The sequence below is a fragment of the Lentilactobacillus raoultii genome (genome assembly GCF_900411375.1).
Classification (GTDB): Bacteria; Bacillota; Bacilli; order Lactobacillales; family Lactobacillaceae; genus Lentilactobacillus; species Lentilactobacillus raoultii.
The window spans coordinates 15,159-34,313 of the sequence record NZ_LS422987.1 but is presented as its reverse complement, the minus strand read 5'-3'; the positions used below and the strand labels follow the sequence as shown (position 1 = coordinate 34,313).

Annotated in this window: 19 protein-coding genes; 12 read left to right on the top strand and 7 right to left on the bottom strand. The window is 40.7% G+C overall.

Annotation, left to right across the window (positions count from 1 at the left end):
- Positions 1-36 precede the first annotated feature (36 nt).
- Both ED605_RS07925 and ED605_RS07920 read left to right on the top strand, forming a co-directional pair.
- Complete coding sequence (locus ED605_RS07925) at positions 37-831, top strand: CPBP family intramembrane glutamic endopeptidase (RefSeq protein WP_121978368.1); 795 nt, start codon at positions 37-39, stop codon at positions 829-831.
- A 22-nt stretch (positions 832-853) separates the two neighbouring features.
- Positions 854-1,369, top strand: a complete 516-nt coding sequence (locus ED605_RS07920; protein ID WP_121978367.1) for an LURP-one-related/scramblase family protein — start codon at positions 854-856, stop codon at positions 1,367-1,369.
- Here ED605_RS07920 and ED605_RS07915 read toward each other — a convergent pair whose 3' ends face one another.
- Positions 1,370-1,807, bottom strand: coding sequence for a hypothetical protein (locus tag ED605_RS07915; protein WP_121978366.1), 438 nt, complete (start codon positions 1,805-1,807; stop codon positions 1,370-1,372).
- Positions 1,808-1,949: 142 nt separating this feature from the next.
- On the opposite strand from ED605_RS07915, the gene ED605_RS07910 reads away from it, so the two are divergent.
- The gene (locus ED605_RS07910; RefSeq protein ID WP_121978365.1) at positions 1,950-2,243 is read left to right on the top strand and encodes an ArsR/SmtB family transcription factor; all 294 of its coding nucleotides are present in this window, start codon (positions 1,950-1,952) and stop codon (positions 2,241-2,243) included.
- 52 nt (positions 2,244-2,295) lie between these two features.
- Positions 2,296-3,498, top strand: a complete 1,203-nt coding sequence (locus ED605_RS07905) for an MFS transporter (protein WP_121978364.1) — start codon at positions 2,296-2,298, stop codon at positions 3,496-3,498.
- 283 nt (positions 3,499-3,781) lie between these two features.
- On the opposite strand, the gene ED605_RS07900 is transcribed toward ED605_RS07905, so the two are convergent.
- Entirely contained in the window at positions 3,782-4,603 is an 822-nt protein-coding gene (locus tag ED605_RS07900) for a matrixin family metalloprotease (RefSeq protein ID WP_225419087.1), read from the bottom strand.
- A 331-nt stretch (positions 4,604-4,934) separates the two neighbouring features.
- On the opposite strand from ED605_RS07900, the gene ED605_RS07895 reads away from it, so the two are divergent.
- On the top strand, positions 4,935-5,723 hold the full coding sequence (locus ED605_RS07895) for a helix-turn-helix transcriptional regulator (protein ID WP_121978363.1): 789 nt from the start codon (positions 4,935-4,937) through the stop codon (positions 5,721-5,723).
- Positions 5,724-5,833: 110 nt separating this feature from the next.
- Here the strand turns inward: ED605_RS07895 and ED605_RS07890 are convergent, their stop codons facing one another.
- Together ED605_RS07890 and ED605_RS07885 are read right to left on the bottom strand one after the other, a co-directional pair.
- Complete coding sequence (locus ED605_RS07890) at positions 5,834-6,052, bottom strand: hypothetical protein (RefSeq protein WP_121978362.1); 219 nt, start codon at positions 6,050-6,052, stop codon at positions 5,834-5,836.
- A gap of 33 nt (positions 6,053-6,085) precedes the next feature.
- Positions 6,086-6,691, bottom strand: coding sequence for a hypothetical protein (locus tag ED605_RS07885; RefSeq protein ID WP_121978361.1), 606 nt, complete (start codon positions 6,689-6,691; stop codon positions 6,086-6,088).
- 254 nt (positions 6,692-6,945) lie between these two features.
- Here ED605_RS07885 and ED605_RS07880 point away from each other — a divergent pair, with 254 nt between their 5' ends.
- Complete coding sequence (locus tag ED605_RS07880; RefSeq protein WP_121978360.1) at positions 6,946-8,400, top strand: endonuclease/exonuclease/phosphatase family protein; 1,455 nt, start codon at positions 6,946-6,948, stop codon at positions 8,398-8,400.
- A 91-nt stretch (positions 8,401-8,491) separates the two neighbouring features.
- Here ED605_RS07880 and ED605_RS07875 read toward each other — a convergent pair whose 3' ends face one another.
- Positions 8,492-8,986 carry a GNAT family N-acetyltransferase gene (locus ED605_RS07875; protein WP_121978359.1) on the bottom strand — a complete coding sequence of 165 codons (495 nt, stop codon included), beginning with the start codon at positions 8,984-8,986 and terminating at the stop codon, positions 8,492-8,494.
- Positions 8,987-9,083: 97 nt separating this feature from the next.
- Between ED605_RS07875 and ED605_RS07870 the strand changes: the two genes are divergently transcribed.
- The 4 genes from ED605_RS07870 to ED605_RS07855 all read left to right on the top strand — a co-directional run bounded on the left by ED605_RS07870 (position 9,084) and on the right by ED605_RS07855 (position 14,075).
- Positions 9,084-10,559, top strand: coding sequence for an MFS transporter (locus ED605_RS07870; protein WP_121978358.1), 1,476 nt, complete (start codon positions 9,084-9,086; stop codon positions 10,557-10,559).
- Positions 10,560-10,705: 146 nt separating this feature from the next.
- Positions 10,706-12,733, top strand: coding sequence for a KUP/HAK/KT family potassium transporter (locus ED605_RS07865; RefSeq protein ID WP_191981359.1), 2,028 nt, complete (start codon positions 10,706-10,708; stop codon positions 12,731-12,733).
- Between the two features lie 70 nt (positions 12,734-12,803).
- The gene (locus ED605_RS07860; RefSeq protein ID WP_121978357.1) at positions 12,804-13,001 is read left to right on the top strand and encodes a hypothetical protein; all 198 of its coding nucleotides are present in this window, start codon (positions 12,804-12,806) and stop codon (positions 12,999-13,001) included.
- 105 nt (positions 13,002-13,106) lie between these two features.
- Positions 13,107-14,075 carry an aldo/keto reductase family protein gene (locus tag ED605_RS07855; RefSeq protein ID WP_121978356.1) on the top strand — a complete coding sequence of 323 codons (969 nt, stop codon included), beginning with the start codon at positions 13,107-13,109 and terminating at the stop codon, positions 14,073-14,075.
- A gap of 65 nt (positions 14,076-14,140) precedes the next feature.
- Here ED605_RS07855 and ED605_RS07850 read toward each other — a convergent pair whose 3' ends face one another.
- Entirely contained in the window at positions 14,141-14,497 is a 357-nt protein-coding gene (locus ED605_RS07850; protein ID WP_121978385.1) for a hypothetical protein, read from the bottom strand.
- A gap of 471 nt (positions 14,498-14,968) precedes the next feature.
- Complete coding sequence (locus ED605_RS07845) at positions 14,969-15,871, bottom strand: ArsR/SmtB family transcription factor (RefSeq protein WP_121978355.1); 903 nt, start codon at positions 15,869-15,871, stop codon at positions 14,969-14,971.
- 346 nt (positions 15,872-16,217) lie between these two features.
- Between ED605_RS07845 and ED605_RS07840 the strand changes: the two genes are divergently transcribed.
- Together ED605_RS07840 and ED605_RS07835 are read left to right on the top strand one after the other, a co-directional pair.
- Entirely contained in the window at positions 16,218-17,669 is a 1,452-nt protein-coding gene (locus tag ED605_RS07840) for an alpha-N-arabinofuranosidase (RefSeq protein WP_121978354.1), read from the top strand.
- Between the two features lie 85 nt (positions 17,670-17,754).
- The gene (locus ED605_RS07835) at positions 17,755-19,044 is read left to right on the top strand and encodes an MFS transporter (protein WP_121978353.1); all 1,290 of its coding nucleotides are present in this window, start codon (positions 17,755-17,757) and stop codon (positions 19,042-19,044) included.
- The last annotated feature ends 111 nt before the right edge of the window (positions 19,045-19,155 follow it).

The following is a 19,155-nucleotide window of genomic DNA, read 5'->3' as shown; positions in this document are numbered from 1 at the left end:
ACTCTGTCATTATGTTACCAAGAAAGTAGGGATAATTTGAAACAGACACGTTGGACATGGCAAATTCTTTTAGTACTTGCCATTATCTTATTTGCACTTTTGTTTGGCATTGACTTGGGTGCTAAACTGATTTTATTTCCGGGAACCAGTGCGACAGCCATCAATTTACGAGCGGCCATTCGATTTACGTATGCGGTGATTGTTGGCGGGATCGCATACTACGGCCTTGGCGGGACTCGCTTGTTAAACCGGCTTCCATCAATGACTAAGTTTTTAAAAATCATGATGACGGTGATCGGTGTACTACTGGGGTTGTTATTGCTGATCAGCAATTTTCCGTACCGTGTGATTCTCATGAGCCATTCAAATTTATTTTTGGCTAATACATTAGTGGCACTTTCCGCCGGCATTTTTGAAGAGTTTACCTGCCGGGGGTTGCTATTGTCGACGTTTGCGACGACGTTTAAATTTAGTAAATACCAGTATACGTGGGCGGCAATTGTGTCCAGCGGTTGCTTTGGCTTGCTACATCTATTTAATATAATTGCTGGTCAAGGCCTGATGATCACGATTCAACAGGCCATTTACGCCTTTATTTTAGGAATCTTATTTGTGACCATTCGCCTCACAACCAATTCATTAACTTGGGTCATTGTCATTCACTTCTTTATTGATTGGCAGCCCGCAATTGCCTCGCATGTGATGACCGGGGCTGGGAGCCCTTGGGGACCATTTTTAATGATTTGGTTACCGGTTCTGATAGTTGGCTTGATTTATATGATCGGTTTTGACAGAAATGTTTGGCGGCATGCTGGCCTCTCGTTCTTTTAAAAGTTGGGAGGAGTGAATAATAGTGACAACATTAGTCGTTAGACGAAAGTGGTGGCAGCTGGGCGGTCGATTCATCGTCACAACTCAACAGGGGCAGGTAGTTTATACTGCTCAGGGGGATTTTTGGAAGTTTTCCAAGCACTTCGTCATTGATGATCGAACTGGCCAAGAAATTGCCCAAGTGACCCGGCAAAAATTAACATCACCACCCGTTTTTGAATTAAGAATGCGTGGTCGAATAGTTACGACATGGTCGCCCAAAATAAGACTTTGGCGACTTGATTATGGGACGGCTAATGATGAGATTCAGTTCTTGAGTAATTGGGCAAATCTAACTTTTTCGGTTGTTAGAAATAATCGACCAATTGCGATCGTTCATGAACCCATTCACGGTTTAGGTCACGCTTACAAAGTTGAAGTGAAGGACGATCATTATATTGACTTGGTAATGGCAATGTTGCTGATGATTGATCATGTGAAAGTAACCCGTTGGTGGTTGGGTTTGGGGAACTTCATTAGTTTTTTTAGTTTCTGGTAGTTAGCTGCGGTGAACCAAGTATCGATGCTTGAGGTAATTAATCACTAAAATGATTGGACCAAATAATCCATAAACCAGACTCATCCCGATATTAATGACCAGTCCCCATTGATCGTCGTGCAGCTCCAAATAGAAAAGTTCCTGTGATAGGCGTTGCTTTCGGTGATTGAAAAGGGACTGATTTTGAGGATTAATGGTGGTGATTTCTTCGTTTTTTAGTTTAGCCATCCCTCGAGTTGGTAGAGATCGATTGTGCAGGAAAAACTGCTTTTGATTAACCAAAACTAATTGTGAAAGCCATGATCCGATTAACCATAGATTCCAAGCGTTCAAGGTGAAGACAAAGTGCATGTTGCTATCTGCGTTAAAGAAGTATATCAAGCCAATCATAACCATTGATTGGCAAATGAAACGACTGGCTTTTTTGTAGAAGGGCATGGGAGACATCTCCATTCATACTAAATTTCTTAAGGCTATCATGATATAAGCACTAAAGAATGTAAATGGTTATTTTTAAATAAATTTGAGAAGGCATTTTTATACTCTGGCTTTTTTATTGAGTTAATGTTATAACAGTTTTATGGATATCGAAGTAATTGAAGACAAAAAACGTGCAGAAATATTTAAATGTTTATCCGACCCCAATCGGTTAAAGTTGATTCGGCTTTTATACAAAAACAAAAGGGAGATGAGTTGTTCCGAACTTGGCGATAACTTGGATTTAAGTTTATCAACGGTTTCGTATCATTTTAAGGCCCTTCGGCTAGCCGGATTGACCAACACGGTTAAGGATGGAAGAACTAAGTATGTATCTTTGAGATATGATACATTCGAAAAGTATTTGCCAGGATTTTTAAATACGCTCCTTGAGTAAAGGAGTTATTTTTCTTTCTGACACTTCGATACATTTAAAAGTATAGAATAAAATGATTGGAAGTAATAAGTTGATTTCAAAAAGCTACAAAGTTTCAGTAATCTTCTTCTTGGTTATGTTTGTCATTGGGACAGACACCTTTTTAGTTTCACCGCTATTACCGACGCTTGTCAATTACTATGGTATTTCGACAAGTTTATCAGGCATGATTGTCAGTGCATATGCGTTGGGCTATACGCTTTCGGCTCTAACGGCAGGACCAATTTCTGACGGTCATAGTCGCCGAAAAATTCTAATTGGTGGGTTACTTTGCTTTTCAGGGGCCACTGCATTTTGCGGCTTTGCCAATACCTTTTTTCTAATGATTAGTGCACGCTTTTTGGCAGGTGTGAGTGCGGCCTTCGTAGGGCCACAAGTATGGGCATCAATTCCAGTCGTTGTGTCAAAGGATAAAATTGTCTCAACAATGGGAATTGCCTCTGCCGGATTAGCCGTTTCGCAAATTATTGGCATTCCAATTGGAAGTTACTTAGCTGTTTTTTCATGGCGATTTCCATTTTTCTTTATTTCTGCTATTTCAATATTATTGTGTTTAGTTACATCGTTACAATTACCAGCAATTGATGTCGATACTCAAAAAAGCAAAACAAGTTTTTGGCGTATTTACAAAAATTTATTTATTAATCGACGAGCGTTACTTTATCTGGTCGCATACTTCACCTTTCAAATTGGTAATTTTTGCTCATTATCATTTATTGGAACGTGGTTTAATAAAAGTTTTTCGTTATCAGTCGGTCAAATCGGATCAGCGATGATTTTAATTGGCGTCGGTAATCTGCTTGGAACAATTTGTAGTGGTAAAATTGTTAACCAAATTGGGATTCCCAAGGCCCTTTTCTTTGAGCTGATTGCATATATTGGATTATATGCATTAGTATCTTTCTCCACTAACATTTGGATCGCTCAAATATTACTTGCACTTATTTTTCTGATTGGCGGTTTCATTTTCCCATTATTCATGACCACTTTGCAAGCAACCACTGATACTGCGAGAAGTACAATTTCATCTCTTTCGAATGCCGCAATGTATTTAGGTGAAACCTTAGGCGGTATGGCAGGCGGTGTTTTAATTACCAAAATAACCGGTTTTTGGGGAATTAGTCTTTTTACAGTCGTTTTAGCAATGATTTCGTTACTTCTGTATGGTAAAGCTGGGTTATTTAGAGGTGTGAAAAGGTTTCACACTGGTAGTTGAAGATCCTGCATAAGCTTTTTACAGCAATTGATGCCAAATTCTTTAATTTTTGCTAAACTCCATCTAGGTTTTACTTCAAAAGTGGAATGTTATTTAGTTAAAGGTGATGGGGAATGTCAGGTTTATTGTTCGATAATAATTACTTCCAAAACTTAGATTTAGAATTTTTTTATTATATGCTCAACTTCAATTGAGATTGAGTTAGGACAAAAAAATCGGAAAAGCAATTTGCTCTCCGATTTTTGAACTATTGACTAATTTGGGCTTAAATTAAGAATCTGTCTCACCAATACCCCAATAATTTAGTCAATTTAGCCCGGTTAACATCCCGCTCAGACAGCACATTAGTAAACCCGGCAAAGGTACCATTACCTTTTTTGGCCGTTGTCCACGAATATTTAATACTGCCGGAACGTTCGCCTGATTGGGCATACATAATATCATCCTGATAAGGGGAGTGATCCAATCCCAGACTATGGCCAAGCTCGTGGGTGATCGTGGCTTCCCAGAATTTTCGATAATAATTTTGGTAGGCGGCTTTGTCCGCAGCCGTTTTGGCCTTTGTTACTTTTCGGCCGCTGACGGCACCCAACACCGTCAAAATGTAATCGTTGCTATAGAAGTGGGATTTGTTGATCCAGAGTTTATTGGTTTTATATAGGCCGTCCCACAAGCTGCCATCCTTACCGCCGGTGCCAAAGCCAACCCGAATGGTGTAATGATGGCTGGTTCCGGTTTTGAAAACGGCACTTCCCAAGGCGTGGTTCCACGTCTTCATTGAGACGGTTAAGTATTTTCTGAGTTGAGGTGAAGCTGTATAGACCCACGCGTGGTGTTGACGGAAAACACCTGTCAGACTCATCTGGTCCACGTTATATTCTTTATTAAAAGTCGACTGATATCGCTGATAAGTTGAGCTTGAAAATGATCGGACACTAGAAGTCGGATTTAAATCAGGCGTTTTTTTGATTTTAGAAATCACCGTTGCTTTAGCAGTTGTCTTGGCAACTACGGGTGCTTGAAAAACAGTAGCTGAGATTGGTAATGTCGTGACGATTGCTAAAGAGGTCAGTAGGCTGGTAACTAAACGTTTGTGCTTCATCATTTAATATTAACTCCTCATATACTAAAAGCCATTATAAGTTAGTGGCATCATACCACCATCATGTTAAGAGTACAAATATGATGGCGTTAAACTTTAGAAATTTATTTTTTTGTTGAAAAATTTAGGCTTAAACGATGATAAAAAACAATGCAGTTATCAAAATGTGGATAATTCAGGAAAATGATTTATACGCTATTAATATTCACTAATAATTCATACTTTTTTCAAGTATTATTCACTTTTGTTTACTAGAGTTGAACACTAATGGTTATTTGGGTTTTAACTTTTAATATTGCTTTGAATTTTTTGTACTTACGGAAAGGAAATTAAAATGAAATTATTTCAAATTTTAAGAAGTAAGCGTAAAGCAGTTCATTTGACACAAGATGACGTTGCAAAAAAGCTTCACGTTTCTCATCAAGCTGTATCTAATTGGGAAAACAACAAAACTATTCCTAGCCTGGACTTTATAAAATTATTGAGTCAATTATATTGTTGCTCAGCCGATGATTTTTTGATTCTTGAAAAGGAGAACAATCTAAATCAATTTTCGAATAATTCTTTTGAAAATTTTCAGTTATCTAGAAAGTACAGCGAAGCAACAATTGAAATGAGAAAGAATAGCGAGCCTTCATCATCTAAAAAAATTGATATTTATAGGGCTACCGATCCGCGGATAGATATAGATATTTCAAATGTTCCGTTAGATACTGGCTACTTTTGTAATTTGCCCAAAAATTTGGTTTTTCAGGGTAAAAATATCTCTTTAAGATTAAGATCAAAGTACAATAGCCATTCAGTAAGATTAAAAAAGTCTGAACTTGATCAATCTAGTCAAATAGATCGAGTTGAATTAATTGGGACAACTGTTGAAAATTTAAAAATTAGTAAGCATTTAGGGATCCCTTCGCCGATTATTAAAGTCAATTTATTGAGTAGAGCTTGTGATTTGTTTTGTGAATTTATGCGGAAGCAACGTGATTTTTCAAAAATAGCAATGATGATTGATCCGTTAAGGGTTCAAGTATTTCTGGAAACGGATAAGGGGCATTCAGCAGTTAAACTAGAAACTAAAATTTTGGATACTTGTGCGCTTTCGGTTATCAATAACAAGATTTAAAGACAGAAAATCCTTAACGACATGATTGATAGAATACGAATTATGTCGTTAAGGAAAATGAATAGCGAATTTAATTGACTAATTAGCTGCTTGATGAAAGACAAGCTGCCTTATAGTTTCTTTTGATTATAAAAATAGATAATAATTTTCATAATCAAATAAAAAATGTAAAAGATCACCATAAATACAATAAGGTCAATCCAAAAATTCTTCATTACCGGTAGATTTTCATCCACTAATGCGTACACTAAGAAAGTGAACAAGAGAACCAAGGTATAGGGCCAGAAGTTTGTTGCTTTAGTATTGAAAATTTTCTTGAATAAATCCATTTGCATTCCTTCTTAAAATTTTTGGGCTTTTGATTAAGCTTTAATCCAGGTGTATTTTTTAACCACGGTTGTTACACCACCTGAAGTATTTTTTACGTCTAAAATGTGTACACGCAGTTTGTAGCCAATTTTATACCTTTGAATAATGTATTCGGCCACAGGAATTACCACTGGGGCTAATGGTGGCACTTTTGCAGCAATAATGCCACCAGCTGCAATTGCAGTGAGGTCTTTTACGGTGTTAATCGTACCTTTTGAAATTGTATACGTGTGTTTGCCTACAATTTCAGAGCCACTTTTGAGCATGCTGTTCAACTGTTCTCCAGAATAATTTTCGTTTGGACTTGCATATGTTGTGGTTGAATTAAACGATTCATCATTCGATGAAAGGGTTGATGCAAGAGAGTTATCTGTATCAGTAGAACTTTGGGTTGTTGGACCATCTTGTCCTTCGGTAGTGTAAACAACATTTTGATCACTACCTGTATTTTGTTCAGAAGATGACTCATCCGTTTGTGAATCATTATTCACGGTTGCCTGCTGAGACGTCGCACTGGTAGCAGCTTGAATGGTTGGAGCTGATAGTCCACCTAAGATTGTTCCAGCGAATAAGGCAATACCAAATTTCTTAAATTTCATTTAAAATATCCTCCACTAGTTATTGTAATGTGTAAGCAATTGAAAACGATTACTTACACACATAGTACTTTCTTCTTCATCGAAAATGTAGCAATTATTCATTGCATTAACGCAATGGATAGTTGCTTTACTTTTTGTAAAAATTACCATTACTCAATCGATACAAAATAATTGCAAAATTTTTACGTTCAGTTGCTAAACTATTTTTGTCGCAAAAACGTGACGACAAAAAATAATCCGAGGAGAGTTAGAAGATGACAGTTAAATCGCAACTGGCACTAGTAGTTTCATTATTGGCATTAGGAGTATCAGGAAGTGGCATGGTGGCGCAAAAGGCTCATGCGGCAGAGGTTAATAATTCCGACATTCACATGAGAGTTGGGGAATATAACATTGCCGCCGGCGCTGACAGAAGTGACACGGTTGGTCAGGCTCAGTTAATCAAAGAACAGAATTTGGACATGATTGGTCTGTCCGAAGTCGACAAGAATACCACCCGTAATCCGTTTGATATGGTCAATCGATTTGGCCAATTTTCAGGCATGACCAATACCTTTTTTGGGAAGACATATGATTATGATAAGCAGGGCGGTCAATACGGAATCGGAATGGCTTCAAAAATTAAATTAGAAGACCCAACCATGAATCTGTATCCACAAACGCCCGGTCAATCTGAACCATGGGGTTATGAACGCGCCGTGGTTACCATTAATGGCGTCAAAGTGGCTTTCTATAATACCCATTTGGAATACGAATATACCCGCCGTAAGGTTCGCGACGTTGAAATGGCTTACCTGAAGGACGTGGTCCAAAAAGATAAAACGCCGTATAAAATTATTGTTGGGGACTTTAACACCGACGATAACAAGAATGAGTGGGATAGCTGGAAGCAGGATTTCAACCTTGGCAACGGTGGCCCTGATGGTTGGCAGGATACTTTTAACGTTTACGATGACACGATGCGTAATTACGCCATCGATAACGTGGTCACCTCCAAGAATATTAACATTAATCATTTTAACGTGATCAAAAACACCACGCTTTCTGATCACTATCCAGTAGTTGCCGATATCACTTTGAAAAACGCGGTTGATATTAGTGGTGCAGTTACTAAAGCCAAAACTGACGGGGCGGCCGATGAAAAAGCCGGTAAGGCATTAAATAACAAATACAACAGTAATCAAGCCGTTCAGTCAGCCTATGCCAAAGCTTATAATGATGCTAAAGCTGCCGCAACGACGCCAACAAATAATTCAACTCAGCCAACGCCGGCTGCTTCTTCATCGAGCACGACGTCAAGTTCGGCGGTTTCCTCGTCGTCATCAAGTTCCTCAGCTGCAGTTTCTTCCTCAGCAGCAACGTCAAGTTCAGCGACGCCAGCAAGTCAGCCGAGCTCAAGTATCAATCAGTCGAGTTCGTCGACATCAACATCGTCAATTGATGAAGCCAAACCAGTGACGGTTAAGCAAATCATCTCGATTCAACCAGTTAAATCCCAAAAGAGTCATCTCTTAAAGCCTGGGACTGTTCTGTATCGAAATGCCAAGCTTTCCAAGCATGCTGACCAAGTTAAAAAGGTTGGCCATCAGAAATGGCGATTGCTTAAAAAAGAAATTATCAAGATCAAAGGTAAAAAGCACGTTTACTACCAGTTAACAAATCATCAAGGCATTAAAGTTTGGGCTAAGCGAACTGCTATTAAAAAATAGCCCACTAACAATCATTGTAAAAAGCCGGTGATTAATTAATGAGGCGTTGGGACAGTCATTGTCTTAAGCGCCTCATTAATTTTTGGACTGCTTATTTTAGGGTAAGAACCATGTTGTACCAAGTTTCAGCCGCGTGATTCGATGCCGCGACGCCCTCGTTTTGGTAGCCGTGGCGTTCATAGAAAGGGATTAGTTTCTTTAAACAAGTTAAGCTGATGGCCCGGCGATCTTGACGATGGGCAATTTTGGCTAATTCGAGTAAGAGTTGACCGGCAATGCCACGGTGCTGATAATGTGGCGCGACAACCAAGCTGAGAACGGTTTGGTAAGGGTCGTGAGGATCGTTAGGTGTGGCCTTCTCGTAAAGCTCGTCGGTTAGATAGCGCTGACTAAATGATGGGCCAACGATGTAGCCAACCACTTGGGCGTGATGATTCTTGGCAACGATAAACGTATCCGGATAAAATTTAATGCGATCATGCATCGCGTCAGTTGTTGCGGCCTCAGCAGTTGAAAAACCGCTGTGTTCAATGCGCATGATGTCATTTAAATCCTGCAATTGGGCGTGTTGATAGGTAAAGTTCATTAATTCTTCTCCCGTTCTGATTAGTTTCGTATTTTCATTTTAACGAAGAATGTTAAAATTTTCTACGTAGACTATTTTGAGAGAAAGAAGCGACATCATGAATCATCAAACAAATCATTCGGTAAAGCAACCGATTCACAACAAACGCTGGCTGATTATGACGGCCGTTTTCATTGCAACGTTTATGACGTCAGTGGAGGTCACCATTGTCACGACGGCATTACCCGCGATTATCAGTGAGCTGCACGGTTTGGCTTTCCAGAGCTGGATTATGAGTGCCTATTTACTAACAACCGCGATTACCACGCCAATTTATGGTAAATTGGCCGATACAATGGGTCGGCGAAATCTGTTTCAATGGGGGGTTCTTATTTTTACCCTGGGCTCACTCTTCAGCGGATTGTCGCCATCAATTTTGCTGCTAATTGTTTCTCGAGCACTTCAGGGAATCGGCGCCGGAGCCGTCATGCCGTTAACTTTTACCATTATCGCGGATAATTTTAGTTTTCAACAACGGGCTAACGTCCTGGCTTTTAACAATACTGCCTGGGGCCTGTCCGCATTGGTTGGCCCGCTGATCGGTGGCTTTCTAGTTGACCAGCTTTCCTGGCACTGGGTCTTCTTTGTTAACGTGCCGTTGGGCGTGATTGTCATGCTACTGGTTTGGTTCGGCTACCATGAGCACGTTTCTCTAACCAAGAAGTTAACGATTGACTGGTGGGGGATCACTTGGCTGGCGGTTTGCTTAGTTGGTCTGTTATTAGCCATTCAAGTTTTGGACAGTCAACCGGCTTGGGCATTTGGACTATTGCTGATTGCATTAGTCAGTCTGGGTCTTCTCATCAGGCAGGAACGCCGGTTTGAAAATCCACTTTTGTCACCCAAAATGTTTCATTCAGCTACTTTTAGCATTCAAATTGTCACTGCCACTATTTTAAGTGGCGTTTTGATTGGCTATCAGGTTTATTTCCCGATTTGGCTGCAGTCACTCTATGGTGTTTCGGCGACCACGGCGGGGCTGGTTGTGACATCGAGTTCGATTATGTGGCTGATTGCGTCATTTACAGTCGGCACGCTAATTGCTAAATTTGTGCCAAAAGCAATTGCGATCAGTTTGATTGTGGTGATGCTACTGGGATATGTAACCCTGATCTTTGCCGGCAAAACGTTTCCGGTTTGGGGATTCTATGTGATAGCAATGGTTAACGGGACCGGCATGGGCATTGTGATCAGCATGAATACGGTGTTGAGTCAACACTTGGTGCCATCAACCATGGTTGGTTCAGCCACGTCAATTTTGACGCTGGGTCGGTCACTGGGCCAGACCGTGATGTCCGGCGTGTACGGGGCGATTCTGAATCTCGTTATTCGGTTGAACCTTCACAGTGGCATCAGTTTCTCACAGGTCAACAGCGTTGTTAGTTCCAACCATGCGCATCATCTTGCGGACCAGGCGTTGATTAATCCAATTATTTTAGCAGCGCTGCACGCCGTCTTTATCTGTGTGGTCATCATTTTAGTCAGCGTAATGGTAATTAACTGGTTGGATCCTAATAGAAAAGTTATCCATTAAAAAACTGATTTTGCCTGAAAATGTTGGTACGATCGTTATTGTCAAATTTTAATAGGCCATTTTAGTTAACCGGGTTGCTTTATTGGCTCGTTTGGCCTAACATTCATCAAGATATCAAACTATGGAAATGTTGGAGGCCACTTATAATGAATAAGCAGCTGGAACGCGTCTCGCTGGCCGGGATGCTGGTGACTTTAGGAATTGTGTATGGTGATATTGGGACATCCCCGTTGTATGTGATGAACGCCTTAATTGGGGATGCTGGTAAAATGGGAAATATCTCACCGGATTACGTTGTGGGGTCGATTTCGCTTATCTTTTGGACATTGATGATTATTACCACCTTAAAGTATGTCGTCATTGCCATGCGGGCTGATAACAACCATGAAGGTGGGATTTTTGCACTTTATGCACTGGTTCGTAAAAATGCCAAATGGTTGATTTTTCCGGCACTGATCGGTGGGGCGGCGATTTTAGCCGATGGGACATTGACGCCGGCAGTGACCGTGACGTCAGCGATTGAAGGATTAAAGTCGCAGCACTTGGGGCCGATCACGTTCAGTAGTTCCCAACATGATGTGTTATTGGTGACCACCGTGGTTTTATTGTTGCTGTTTGTGATTCAGCGATTTGGTACCGGTATGATTGGCCAATCATTTGGACCAGTGATGGTTTTGTGGTTTGGCTTTTTAGCCGTTTTCGGCGTCGTTAATCTGATAGCGTATCCCACCATTTTAAAGGCCCTGTCACCAGTTTATGCCATTGAAATTTTGTTTAGTCCAGCCAATAAGGTCGGCATTTTCATTTTGGGCAGTATCTTTCTGGCGACTACCGGTGCGGAGGCGCTCTATTCAGACATGGGGCATGTTGGTAAGAAAAATATCTACGCGACTTGGCCACTGGTTTATGCGGCACTATTTCTAAATTATTTGGGACAGGGTGCGTGGGTGATTAATCATGCGCATGACGCAGCCTACCGTGACTTGACCGATTTAAATCCATTTTATGAAATGCTGCCGGGACATTGGCGCTTGCTGGGCATTGTGATCGCGACTCTGGCGGCCATTATTGCCTCACAAGCACTGATTACCGGATCCTATACGTTGGTCGATGAGGCGATTGGGTTAAAATTTTTGCCACGCTTAATCGTTAAGCATCCCAGCAATGTTAAAAATCAAATTTATATTTCAAATGTTAATTGGATTTTATGCATTGTGACGTTGAGTGTGGTTTGGTATTTTGGCAATTCGCAGAAAATGGAAGCGGCTTATGGATTGGCCATTACCATCACGATGCTGATGACGACGGTCTTGTTATACGAATTTTTGAAGAATAAAATTCGGCCGGGCTTGGCGTTGATGGTGGCATTATTCTTTGGCACCATTGAAGCAATCTTCTTAATTGCCAGTTTGGTCAAGTTCATTCATGGTGGTTACGTTACTTTGGCCATTATGTTGGCAATTCTTTACGTCATGTGGGTTTGGTACTTCGGCAATAAACGACGTGAACATTATGAACGAGAAAGTGAATATGTCTCGCTGTTGGATTACCGTGATCAGCTTCAGGAACTCAGCCAGGATGAAAGTGTGCCGATGTTTACGACTAATTTAGTCTTCATGACTAAGATCAAGGGCGATTATCAGATCAAACGCAGTACCATGTATTCCATCTTGGATCAGGAACCTAAACGGGCTAAAGTCTACTGGTTTGTGACGGTTAATGAAACCAACGTCCCGTATGAAAGCAACTATACGGTCGATATGTTAGGCACCACCAACATTGTTAACATTCAGCTGTATTTAGGCTTTCGCAAGTCCCAGTCGGTTAGTGTCTATCTGCACCAAATTGTTGATCATTTGGTTGAACAAGGAGTCTTGGATCCACAGGTCCCGAAATATTCAACGCAGCGACACCGAAAAGTTGGCGACTTCAAATTCGTGATTATCAACGAACAACCGGCCGACTTGGTTGCCAACGACCAATTAAGTGCGCTGGATAAACGGTTGATTGGTGGACGGATTTATCTACAAAACATTACCGCTTCGCCAACTTCTTGGTATGGCCTGGAATTCAGTAACGTGGTGGAGGAAAGCTCACCATTGTTTATTGTGCAGGAGAAGGACCAATATTTAGTCCAGCGGAAAATTTATCATGCTGTCAAAAATAAGCATTAGAAGAATCATTAGTATATTGACTTAACACAGCAAATTAAGTTATCAATTTTTAAATGAAAGGGTGATTTTAATGAAACCATCTAAAAAAGATCCAACCAGGGATGAGAATGGCAATTTTCGCTTTAAAGGTGGCTTAGCCGGGATTGCGTTTGGGGCTGGCTTGGGCCTAATCTTTGGGTATCAAGCAGAAAGTGTGATTCCTGGCTTAGGCATTGGCCTCATTTTAGGGAGCTTGGGGATTTTTGACTTTGAAAAATATCCATGGTGAGATTGATTGGGTAATTAAAAAATAAAGACTTGACCTCGAGTTAACTCGAAGATCTAAACTAAGTGTTGTAATATCAAATAATTAAACACTTAGGAGATCTTGATAATGAAATACCGACAACTTGGCAAGCAGGGACTGCGAGTCAGTGAATTAGCCCTTGGCAGTTGGATGACCGATGTCAGTAATGCGGATAAACAAGCATTGGCCGCTTCGAGCATTCAATTAGCTTATGAAAATGGCATCAACTTCTTTGATTGTGCTGATGCTTATAGTGGCGGCGCGGCTGAACGCTTTTTGGGCAAGGTCCTGAAACAATTTCCCAGAAAAGAAATTGTTCTATCCAGCAAGGTTTATTTTCCGACCGGTTCAGGCGTCAATGACCGTGGCTTATCCAGAAAGCATATTATGGAATCAATTGACCAATCGTTAACTAATTTGCAGACGGACTATCTGGATCTTTATTTTTGTCACCGTTTTGATCCAACCACACCGCTTGCCGAAACGTTGACCGCTTTAAGTGATTTGGTCGATCAAGGCAAGATCCTGTACTATGGGGTCAGTGAATGGCGACCGGTTCAACTTTTGGAAGCCCAACTGGTCATTGAACGGCTGGGCCTTCACCCGATGTCGGTGGTCCAGCCGCAGTACAATATGTTTGATCGATACATTGAACATGAGTTGTTGGATGTTTGTGAAAAATTAGGCTTGGGTGTTGTGCCGTTTTCACCATTATCGCAGGGCTTGTTAACCGGTAAGTACCGAAAAGGTCAACCGATTCCGGCAGGCTCGCGAGCAACGTATCAGGACCAAATTCAAGCCTTACTGACGGCAGATAATTTAGATAAGGTAGAAGTATTGATTAAAATGGCTGATGAATTACACACTGATTTGGCCACGTTTGCCTTAGCGTGGGCCTTGCGTGATCCCCGGATCAGCAGTTTGATTACGGGTGCCAGTAAGCCGGCTCAATTAAAAAATAATTTAAAAGCGATTGACTTAACGATTCCAGCAGCTTACTTTGATAGAATTGATAAACTATTTGGTTTTAAGAAATTTGAACGAAAAATTGGTTAAACTAAAAACCCGTTTTCAGCGATTAGTTGAAAACGGGTTTTGTTGATCATTCTTAAGATTTAGTTTTAGCCTTTAACGGCATCCGGCACACCGGCAACGGTCTTGAAGACGTCAGCCAGTGATGTGTGCATGTCAGCGAACTTCTTGTTAAGAATCAGTTGACGGAATTGTTCAATCGAAAGTTTTTCAACGTCCTTGAACGGAATTGGGCTAACACCCGTGTTACCAGTGGTATTGATGCCAGTGGTCAAGGTGATGATTAAGCCGTCCTTGCTGTCCAAACGAACCGTGTAATATTCGTAGTATGAGGTATTTTCGTAGTTACCGGTTAATTCTTCGTGCTTTGCGAAGTAGTCGGTAATAAAGTTCTTGAAATCTTCTTTTGAGTTTAATGCTGCTTTCCAATCAGTGGTATTTGTCATCATAAAGTGCTTCCTTTCATGTCTTAACTAAACTAGGTATCTAACAGATGAGGAGAAGCAGGACTGATATGTTAGTCGTTTGTTTCTCATCTCATTTACAACTTTCATTCTAAACTCATTTAAATTAAATGCAAGTGAAAATCCTTATGAAAACGTTGACAAATAAGGATTTTTTAAATATTTATTTTGTAACCGTTCTCTCAGCTAAAACGGCTGTTAAATTCAATTTTTAGTTCTTATATATCAGTTTTAATTAAAATAGCTACTTGAAATCGTTATCAATTTGGCTGATTTTTTATTGATTTTCGTTAACCTTACGATAGCAAGACTTTTGATCAATCTGCTGATTATCGGAGCATTGGTAAACTAACAAAACTGATGACCAAGCTGAAGAAATCCGTTCGCTAAACAGGTAGTTTGAGAATCAAAAGCACCCCTGCCTTTTGCTTCAACAAGGGTGTGACTAACAATCTAATCTTCAATGTCACTAAAATAAAATAAGCCTTTAATGCCTTGATCGTGGTTGCCGAATTTCTTGCCAAAAATCGTGCAGCCACCCACATTTTTGGCTGTGTCTTTAACTTCAAATCGCAGTGTCCACGAATTTTTGCTGGGATCAAGGTCGGTGACTAAAGTATCAGCCGCATGTTGGCCATCAATGTAGGAACCATGCTTGGAGATCCGAAAAGATTTAAGCATCCCATACTGATTCATATCGTTATAGACCCATTTAGGCGTATAGCGGCCCCGAATATCGGAGAAGTCACCAGGGCTGGTCCACGTGCCGATTTCATGACCATCCAGACTAACCGTGATATCGGAAGGCCAATTATTGTTGGAGAAAGGAAATTCGGAGCTTAACTCTGCGGATAGTTCAACCATTTCCAGCTGTTGATTATCTTTTAGATAGTTTGGTACTTGATATTCAACAAACCCCTTAGAGAACCAAAGCATCCCAGCGCGGTATCGTTCGGGATCCATAAAGTAGCTGGGATTATCGACTTTACCAATAAAGCCGTTTTGGCCCGCTAGACCGCAAGAAGGCTGGACATCGAAATTAGTGTATTGGCCAATTGGTAATTCAATATCCCAATTTTCATAGGGAATGTAGAGTTGTTGGGGAAAAGAGATATTAATGGTGTCCACTCGCAGACTGGAGATGCGTTGGTTGCCTTTTTTTTCGGTTCGGATAATGTTGGCAGCTTGCAATTTATTAAGATGCATGATCGTAATAGGGCTGCTTAAACCAATTGCTTTGGAGATTTCCGAAACGTTCATTTTCTTTTCTGAAAGTAATTTAATGATATGCACCCGTACTTTACTGTCTAAAGCAGCAAAGACGGGAATTGATTTATCAGAGATATCGAGATCCATCATAACCGTCCTTCGTAATGTTTTAGTTAATATCTTACTGCTTTCATCTAGTAAAGTCTATTGTTGTTAACACTTATTATAAGCATTTTAAAATTAGGTATGTTCAAAAAGTTAATATTAAAAATGTTAACGAGGGATCGCAAAAACATTCGAAACACTGGCAGTTAATAATATTATTGATAATTTACGAAAATTAATCTTATATTTAGTAAAAATACTATTTACTTTTCTAAATGAAAGCGCTATATTGATAATGTTAAAAGATACATCGATGGATTTTAACACGCCTAATTAACATTTATACTATTATTACTTTTGAAAGTAATCGCAGAAAGGACCTAAAACAATGTCAATTGAACTATTAACTCAAAAGAAAGGGCCGACGATCAGCAAATATATTTACGGTCAATTTTCAGAGCATTTAGGCCATGGCATCTACGGTAGCCTTTACGTTGGTAAAGATTCCAAAATTCCCAATGTGAACGGCATGCGCAGTGATGTTGTGAATGCACTGAAAAAAATCCACGTGCCAGTTCTACGGTGGCCCGGCGGATTGTTTGCCGACACATACCACTGGCGGGATGGCATTGGCCCTAAAGACACCCGAAAGAAAATTGTGAATACCAACTGGGGCGATGTGACTGAAGATAACTCTTTTGGGACTCACGAATACTTCGAATTGTTGCACCAATTAGGGGCGGATGCATACATTAACGCCAACATTGGTAGCGGGACCGTTCAGGAAATGGCCGAATGGGTTGAATATATGACCATGGCCGGTGAATCACCGATGTCCAAATTACGTCAAAAAAATGGTCGTCAAGATCCTTGGAAATTAAAGTTTTTTGGGATTGGCAATGAATCCTGGGGTGGCGGCGGTCACATGCGTCCTGAATACTATTCGGATGTTTATCGTCAATATCAGACATTTTTGCCGCAATATGATAAAGATCACCCGATTTATAAGGTGGCTTGTGGCCCCAATGAAGATGATTATCATTGGACAGATACAGTGATGAAGTTAGCCGGTCAATATTTAGACGGCATTAGTCTTCACTATTATACGTTACCAACGGGTCAGTGGGGTCAACATAAGGGCGATGCCACTGATTTTCCGGAAGATCAGTGGACATCAACCATGACCCGGGCCAAACACATGGATGAGCTGATTACCAAACATTCGACGATTATGGATCACTATGATCCTGATCACAAAGTTGACTTGATCGTTGACGAATGGGGGACTTGGTACAACGTAACGAAAGGCACTAATCCAGGCTTTCTTCAGCAACAAAATACCATTCGAGATGCGATGGTAGCCGCTATCACACTAAACATTTTCCATCAACATGCTGACCGAGTTCACATGGCTAACATTGCCCAGATGGTAAACGTCTTACAAGCCATGATTTTGACGAAGGGCGATCAAATGATTAAAACGCCGACCTACTATGTATTTGATATGTATCAAAAACATATGGATGCCGAATTAGTTGAAGGCGTTGGTGACCTTCCGAAAAATGTCACCTACACCGCTTCACAAAAGAATGACCAGTTAACCATTTCGTTAGCGAACTACGACTTGACCGAAGAAAAAACGATTGACTTTACGGCTGCTAATTCGTACAGCAAGATTGATTCAGCAATTATTTTAACAGCTGATCGGATGGATGCCCATAATACGTTTGAAGAGCCGGATGTGGTTCATGAAACAACATTTAAGGGCGCTTCTTTGGAGAATGGTAAATTGCAGCTCCGCGTCCCATCCAAGAGCGTGGTAACAGTAACACTTAAATAAGATAAGACAGCTAAGTGAGGGCTTGGCTGTTGCCAGATGATGTAAACGGTTACAATATCTGGCATAAAATATGGAGGGATTTTAGATGGCAGATAAGAATAATAATAAAAAGCAGCAGGAAGTGCCAGTTGAACCGACAAACGCTAAAATAACCAATGCCGAACAACCGAAATTTCCTAAACTTTTTGGATTAGCCATGCTGATTGGGCCATTTGTTTGGTTGGCACCAGCTGGAAATGTTCGAAATACGTTACTACCACAATATTTTAGCCAAATTGATCCGAGCGGTAAAGTTGCAGCGATTGCGTTAATGGCTTCTGTTTCGTCAATTGTTGCCGCGGTTGCCAATATTATATTTGGTGGGTTGTCCGATATCACCAGAACCCGTTGGGGGAAACGTAAGCCATGGATTCTTGGCGGCACAATTGTTGAATCCGGTTTGATTTGTTTAGTTGCCAATTTACATGATATCTGGGCGATCGTCGTGATTTGGGGCTTTGTTGCTGCAGCTGAAAATGCGGTTGCGGCCGCAATGGTGGCCCAGGAAGCCGACCGAATCGCACCTAGATGGCGAGGAACGATTTCCACTCTATATGGAATTGGTTACACGGCCATTCAAGTGATTACCATGGTTGCCGCCCAGTTCTTGGGTAATCCTAAGCTAGGGATGTATGTAATGGCTGCCATTGGGTTTGTTATGGGGATTCTTCATGTATTGCTGGCTCATGAAGGTAGCAACATTGATGAACCGCGTGAAAAGTTCTCGTTCCGCGCACTTTGGCTTCACTTTTCTTTGCCAACTAAAGGCGCTCGAGATTACTGGTATGCAGTTGCCGGTAAATTAATGATGGTTATGGGTGGTACAATTGCCACAGCTTACATGTTGTACATTTTGACAGATTACATGCACTTGGGTCAGCAAAGCGCCGGTAAAACACTTTCCGAAATTTCTATGATTAACTTGGTTTTTGGGGTTGTCTTTACCGCAATTTCTGGACCAGTTGCAGATAAAATTGGTCGGTTAAAGGCTCCTGTTGCGTTGTCAACGTTATTAATTGGGATTGCTCAATTCTTCCCGTTCTTTGATAATAAACCTTGGACAATCTTAACATACGCTGTTTTGGCTGCCATTGGTAATGGTGTTTACAACGCTGTTGATGGTGCCTTGAACTTGGCGGTTTTACCTAATGCTGAAACATCAGGAAAAGATATGGGCTTCATTAATTTAGCCAATACGTTATCTCAAATTTCAGGAACTGTGGTTGCTTCGTTAATCGTGACCTATCTTGGTGGTTACAAAGCAATCTTTCCGGCATCATTTTTGATTGAATTAGTCGGAGCTTTCCTAATCTTTAGAATTAAATCAGTTAAATAATCCTCGGATACTAAGCGGATAAACACAGGTGGTATCTAATCAAGGTGAGTAGATTTTAGATATCGATTTCTAAAAATCAACTCGCCTTGTTTTTGTAAAAACAGCGGAATT

Excerpts from the sequence above, each read along its gene's own strand:
- ED605_RS07885 (WP_121978361.1), bottom strand. The coding sequence starts at position 6,691 with ATGAAATTTAAGAAATTTGGTATTGCCTTATTCGCTGGAACAATCTTA.
- ED605_RS07910 (WP_121978365.1), top strand. The coding sequence starts at position 1,950 with ATGGATATCGAAGTAATTGAAGACAAAAAACGTGCAGAAATATTTAAA.
- ED605_RS07850 (WP_121978385.1), bottom strand. The coding sequence starts at position 14,497 with ATGACAAATACCACTGATTGGAAAGCAGCATTAAACTCAAAAGAAGAT.
- ED605_RS07880 (WP_121978360.1), top strand. The coding sequence starts at position 6,946 with ATGACAGTTAAATCGCAACTGGCACTAGTAGTTTCATTATTGGCATTA.
- ED605_RS07835 (WP_121978353.1), top strand. The coding sequence starts at position 17,755 with ATGGCAGATAAGAATAATAATAAAAAGCAGCAGGAAGTGCCAGTTGAA.
- ED605_RS07865 (WP_191981359.1), top strand. The coding sequence starts at position 10,706 with ATGAATAAGCAGCTGGAACGCGTCTCGCTGGCCGGGATGCTGGTGACT.
- ED605_RS07845 (WP_121978355.1), bottom strand. The coding sequence starts at position 15,871 with ATGGATCTCGATATCTCTGATAAATCAATTCCCGTCTTTGCTGCTTTA.
- ED605_RS07890 (WP_121978362.1), bottom strand. The coding sequence starts at position 6,052 with ATGGATTTATTCAAGAAAATTTTCAATACTAAAGCAACAAACTTCTGG.
- ED605_RS07915 (WP_121978366.1), bottom strand. The coding sequence starts at position 1,807 with ATGCCCTTCTACAAAAAAGCCAGTCGTTTCATTTGCCAATCAATGGTT.
- ED605_RS07860 (WP_121978357.1), top strand. The coding sequence starts at position 12,804 with ATGAAACCATCTAAAAAAGATCCAACCAGGGATGAGAATGGCAATTTT.
- ED605_RS07905 (WP_121978364.1), top strand. The coding sequence starts at position 2,296 with ATGATTGGAAGTAATAAGTTGATTTCAAAAAGCTACAAAGTTTCAGTA.
- ED605_RS07895 (WP_121978363.1), top strand. The coding sequence starts at position 4,935 with ATGAAATTATTTCAAATTTTAAGAAGTAAGCGTAAAGCAGTTCATTTG.
- ED605_RS07870 (WP_121978358.1), top strand. The coding sequence starts at position 9,084 with ATGAATCATCAAACAAATCATTCGGTAAAGCAACCGATTCACAACAAA.
- ED605_RS07900 (WP_225419087.1), bottom strand. The coding sequence starts at position 4,603 with ATGATGAAGCACAAACGTTTAGTTACCAGCCTACTGACCTCTTTAGCA.
- ED605_RS07840 (WP_121978354.1), top strand. The coding sequence starts at position 16,218 with ATGTCAATTGAACTATTAACTCAAAAGAAAGGGCCGACGATCAGCAAA.
- ED605_RS07875 (WP_121978359.1), bottom strand. The coding sequence starts at position 8,986 with ATGAACTTTACCTATCAACACGCCCAATTGCAGGATTTAAATGACATC.
- ED605_RS07855 (WP_121978356.1), top strand. The coding sequence starts at position 13,107 with ATGAAATACCGACAACTTGGCAAGCAGGGACTGCGAGTCAGTGAATTA.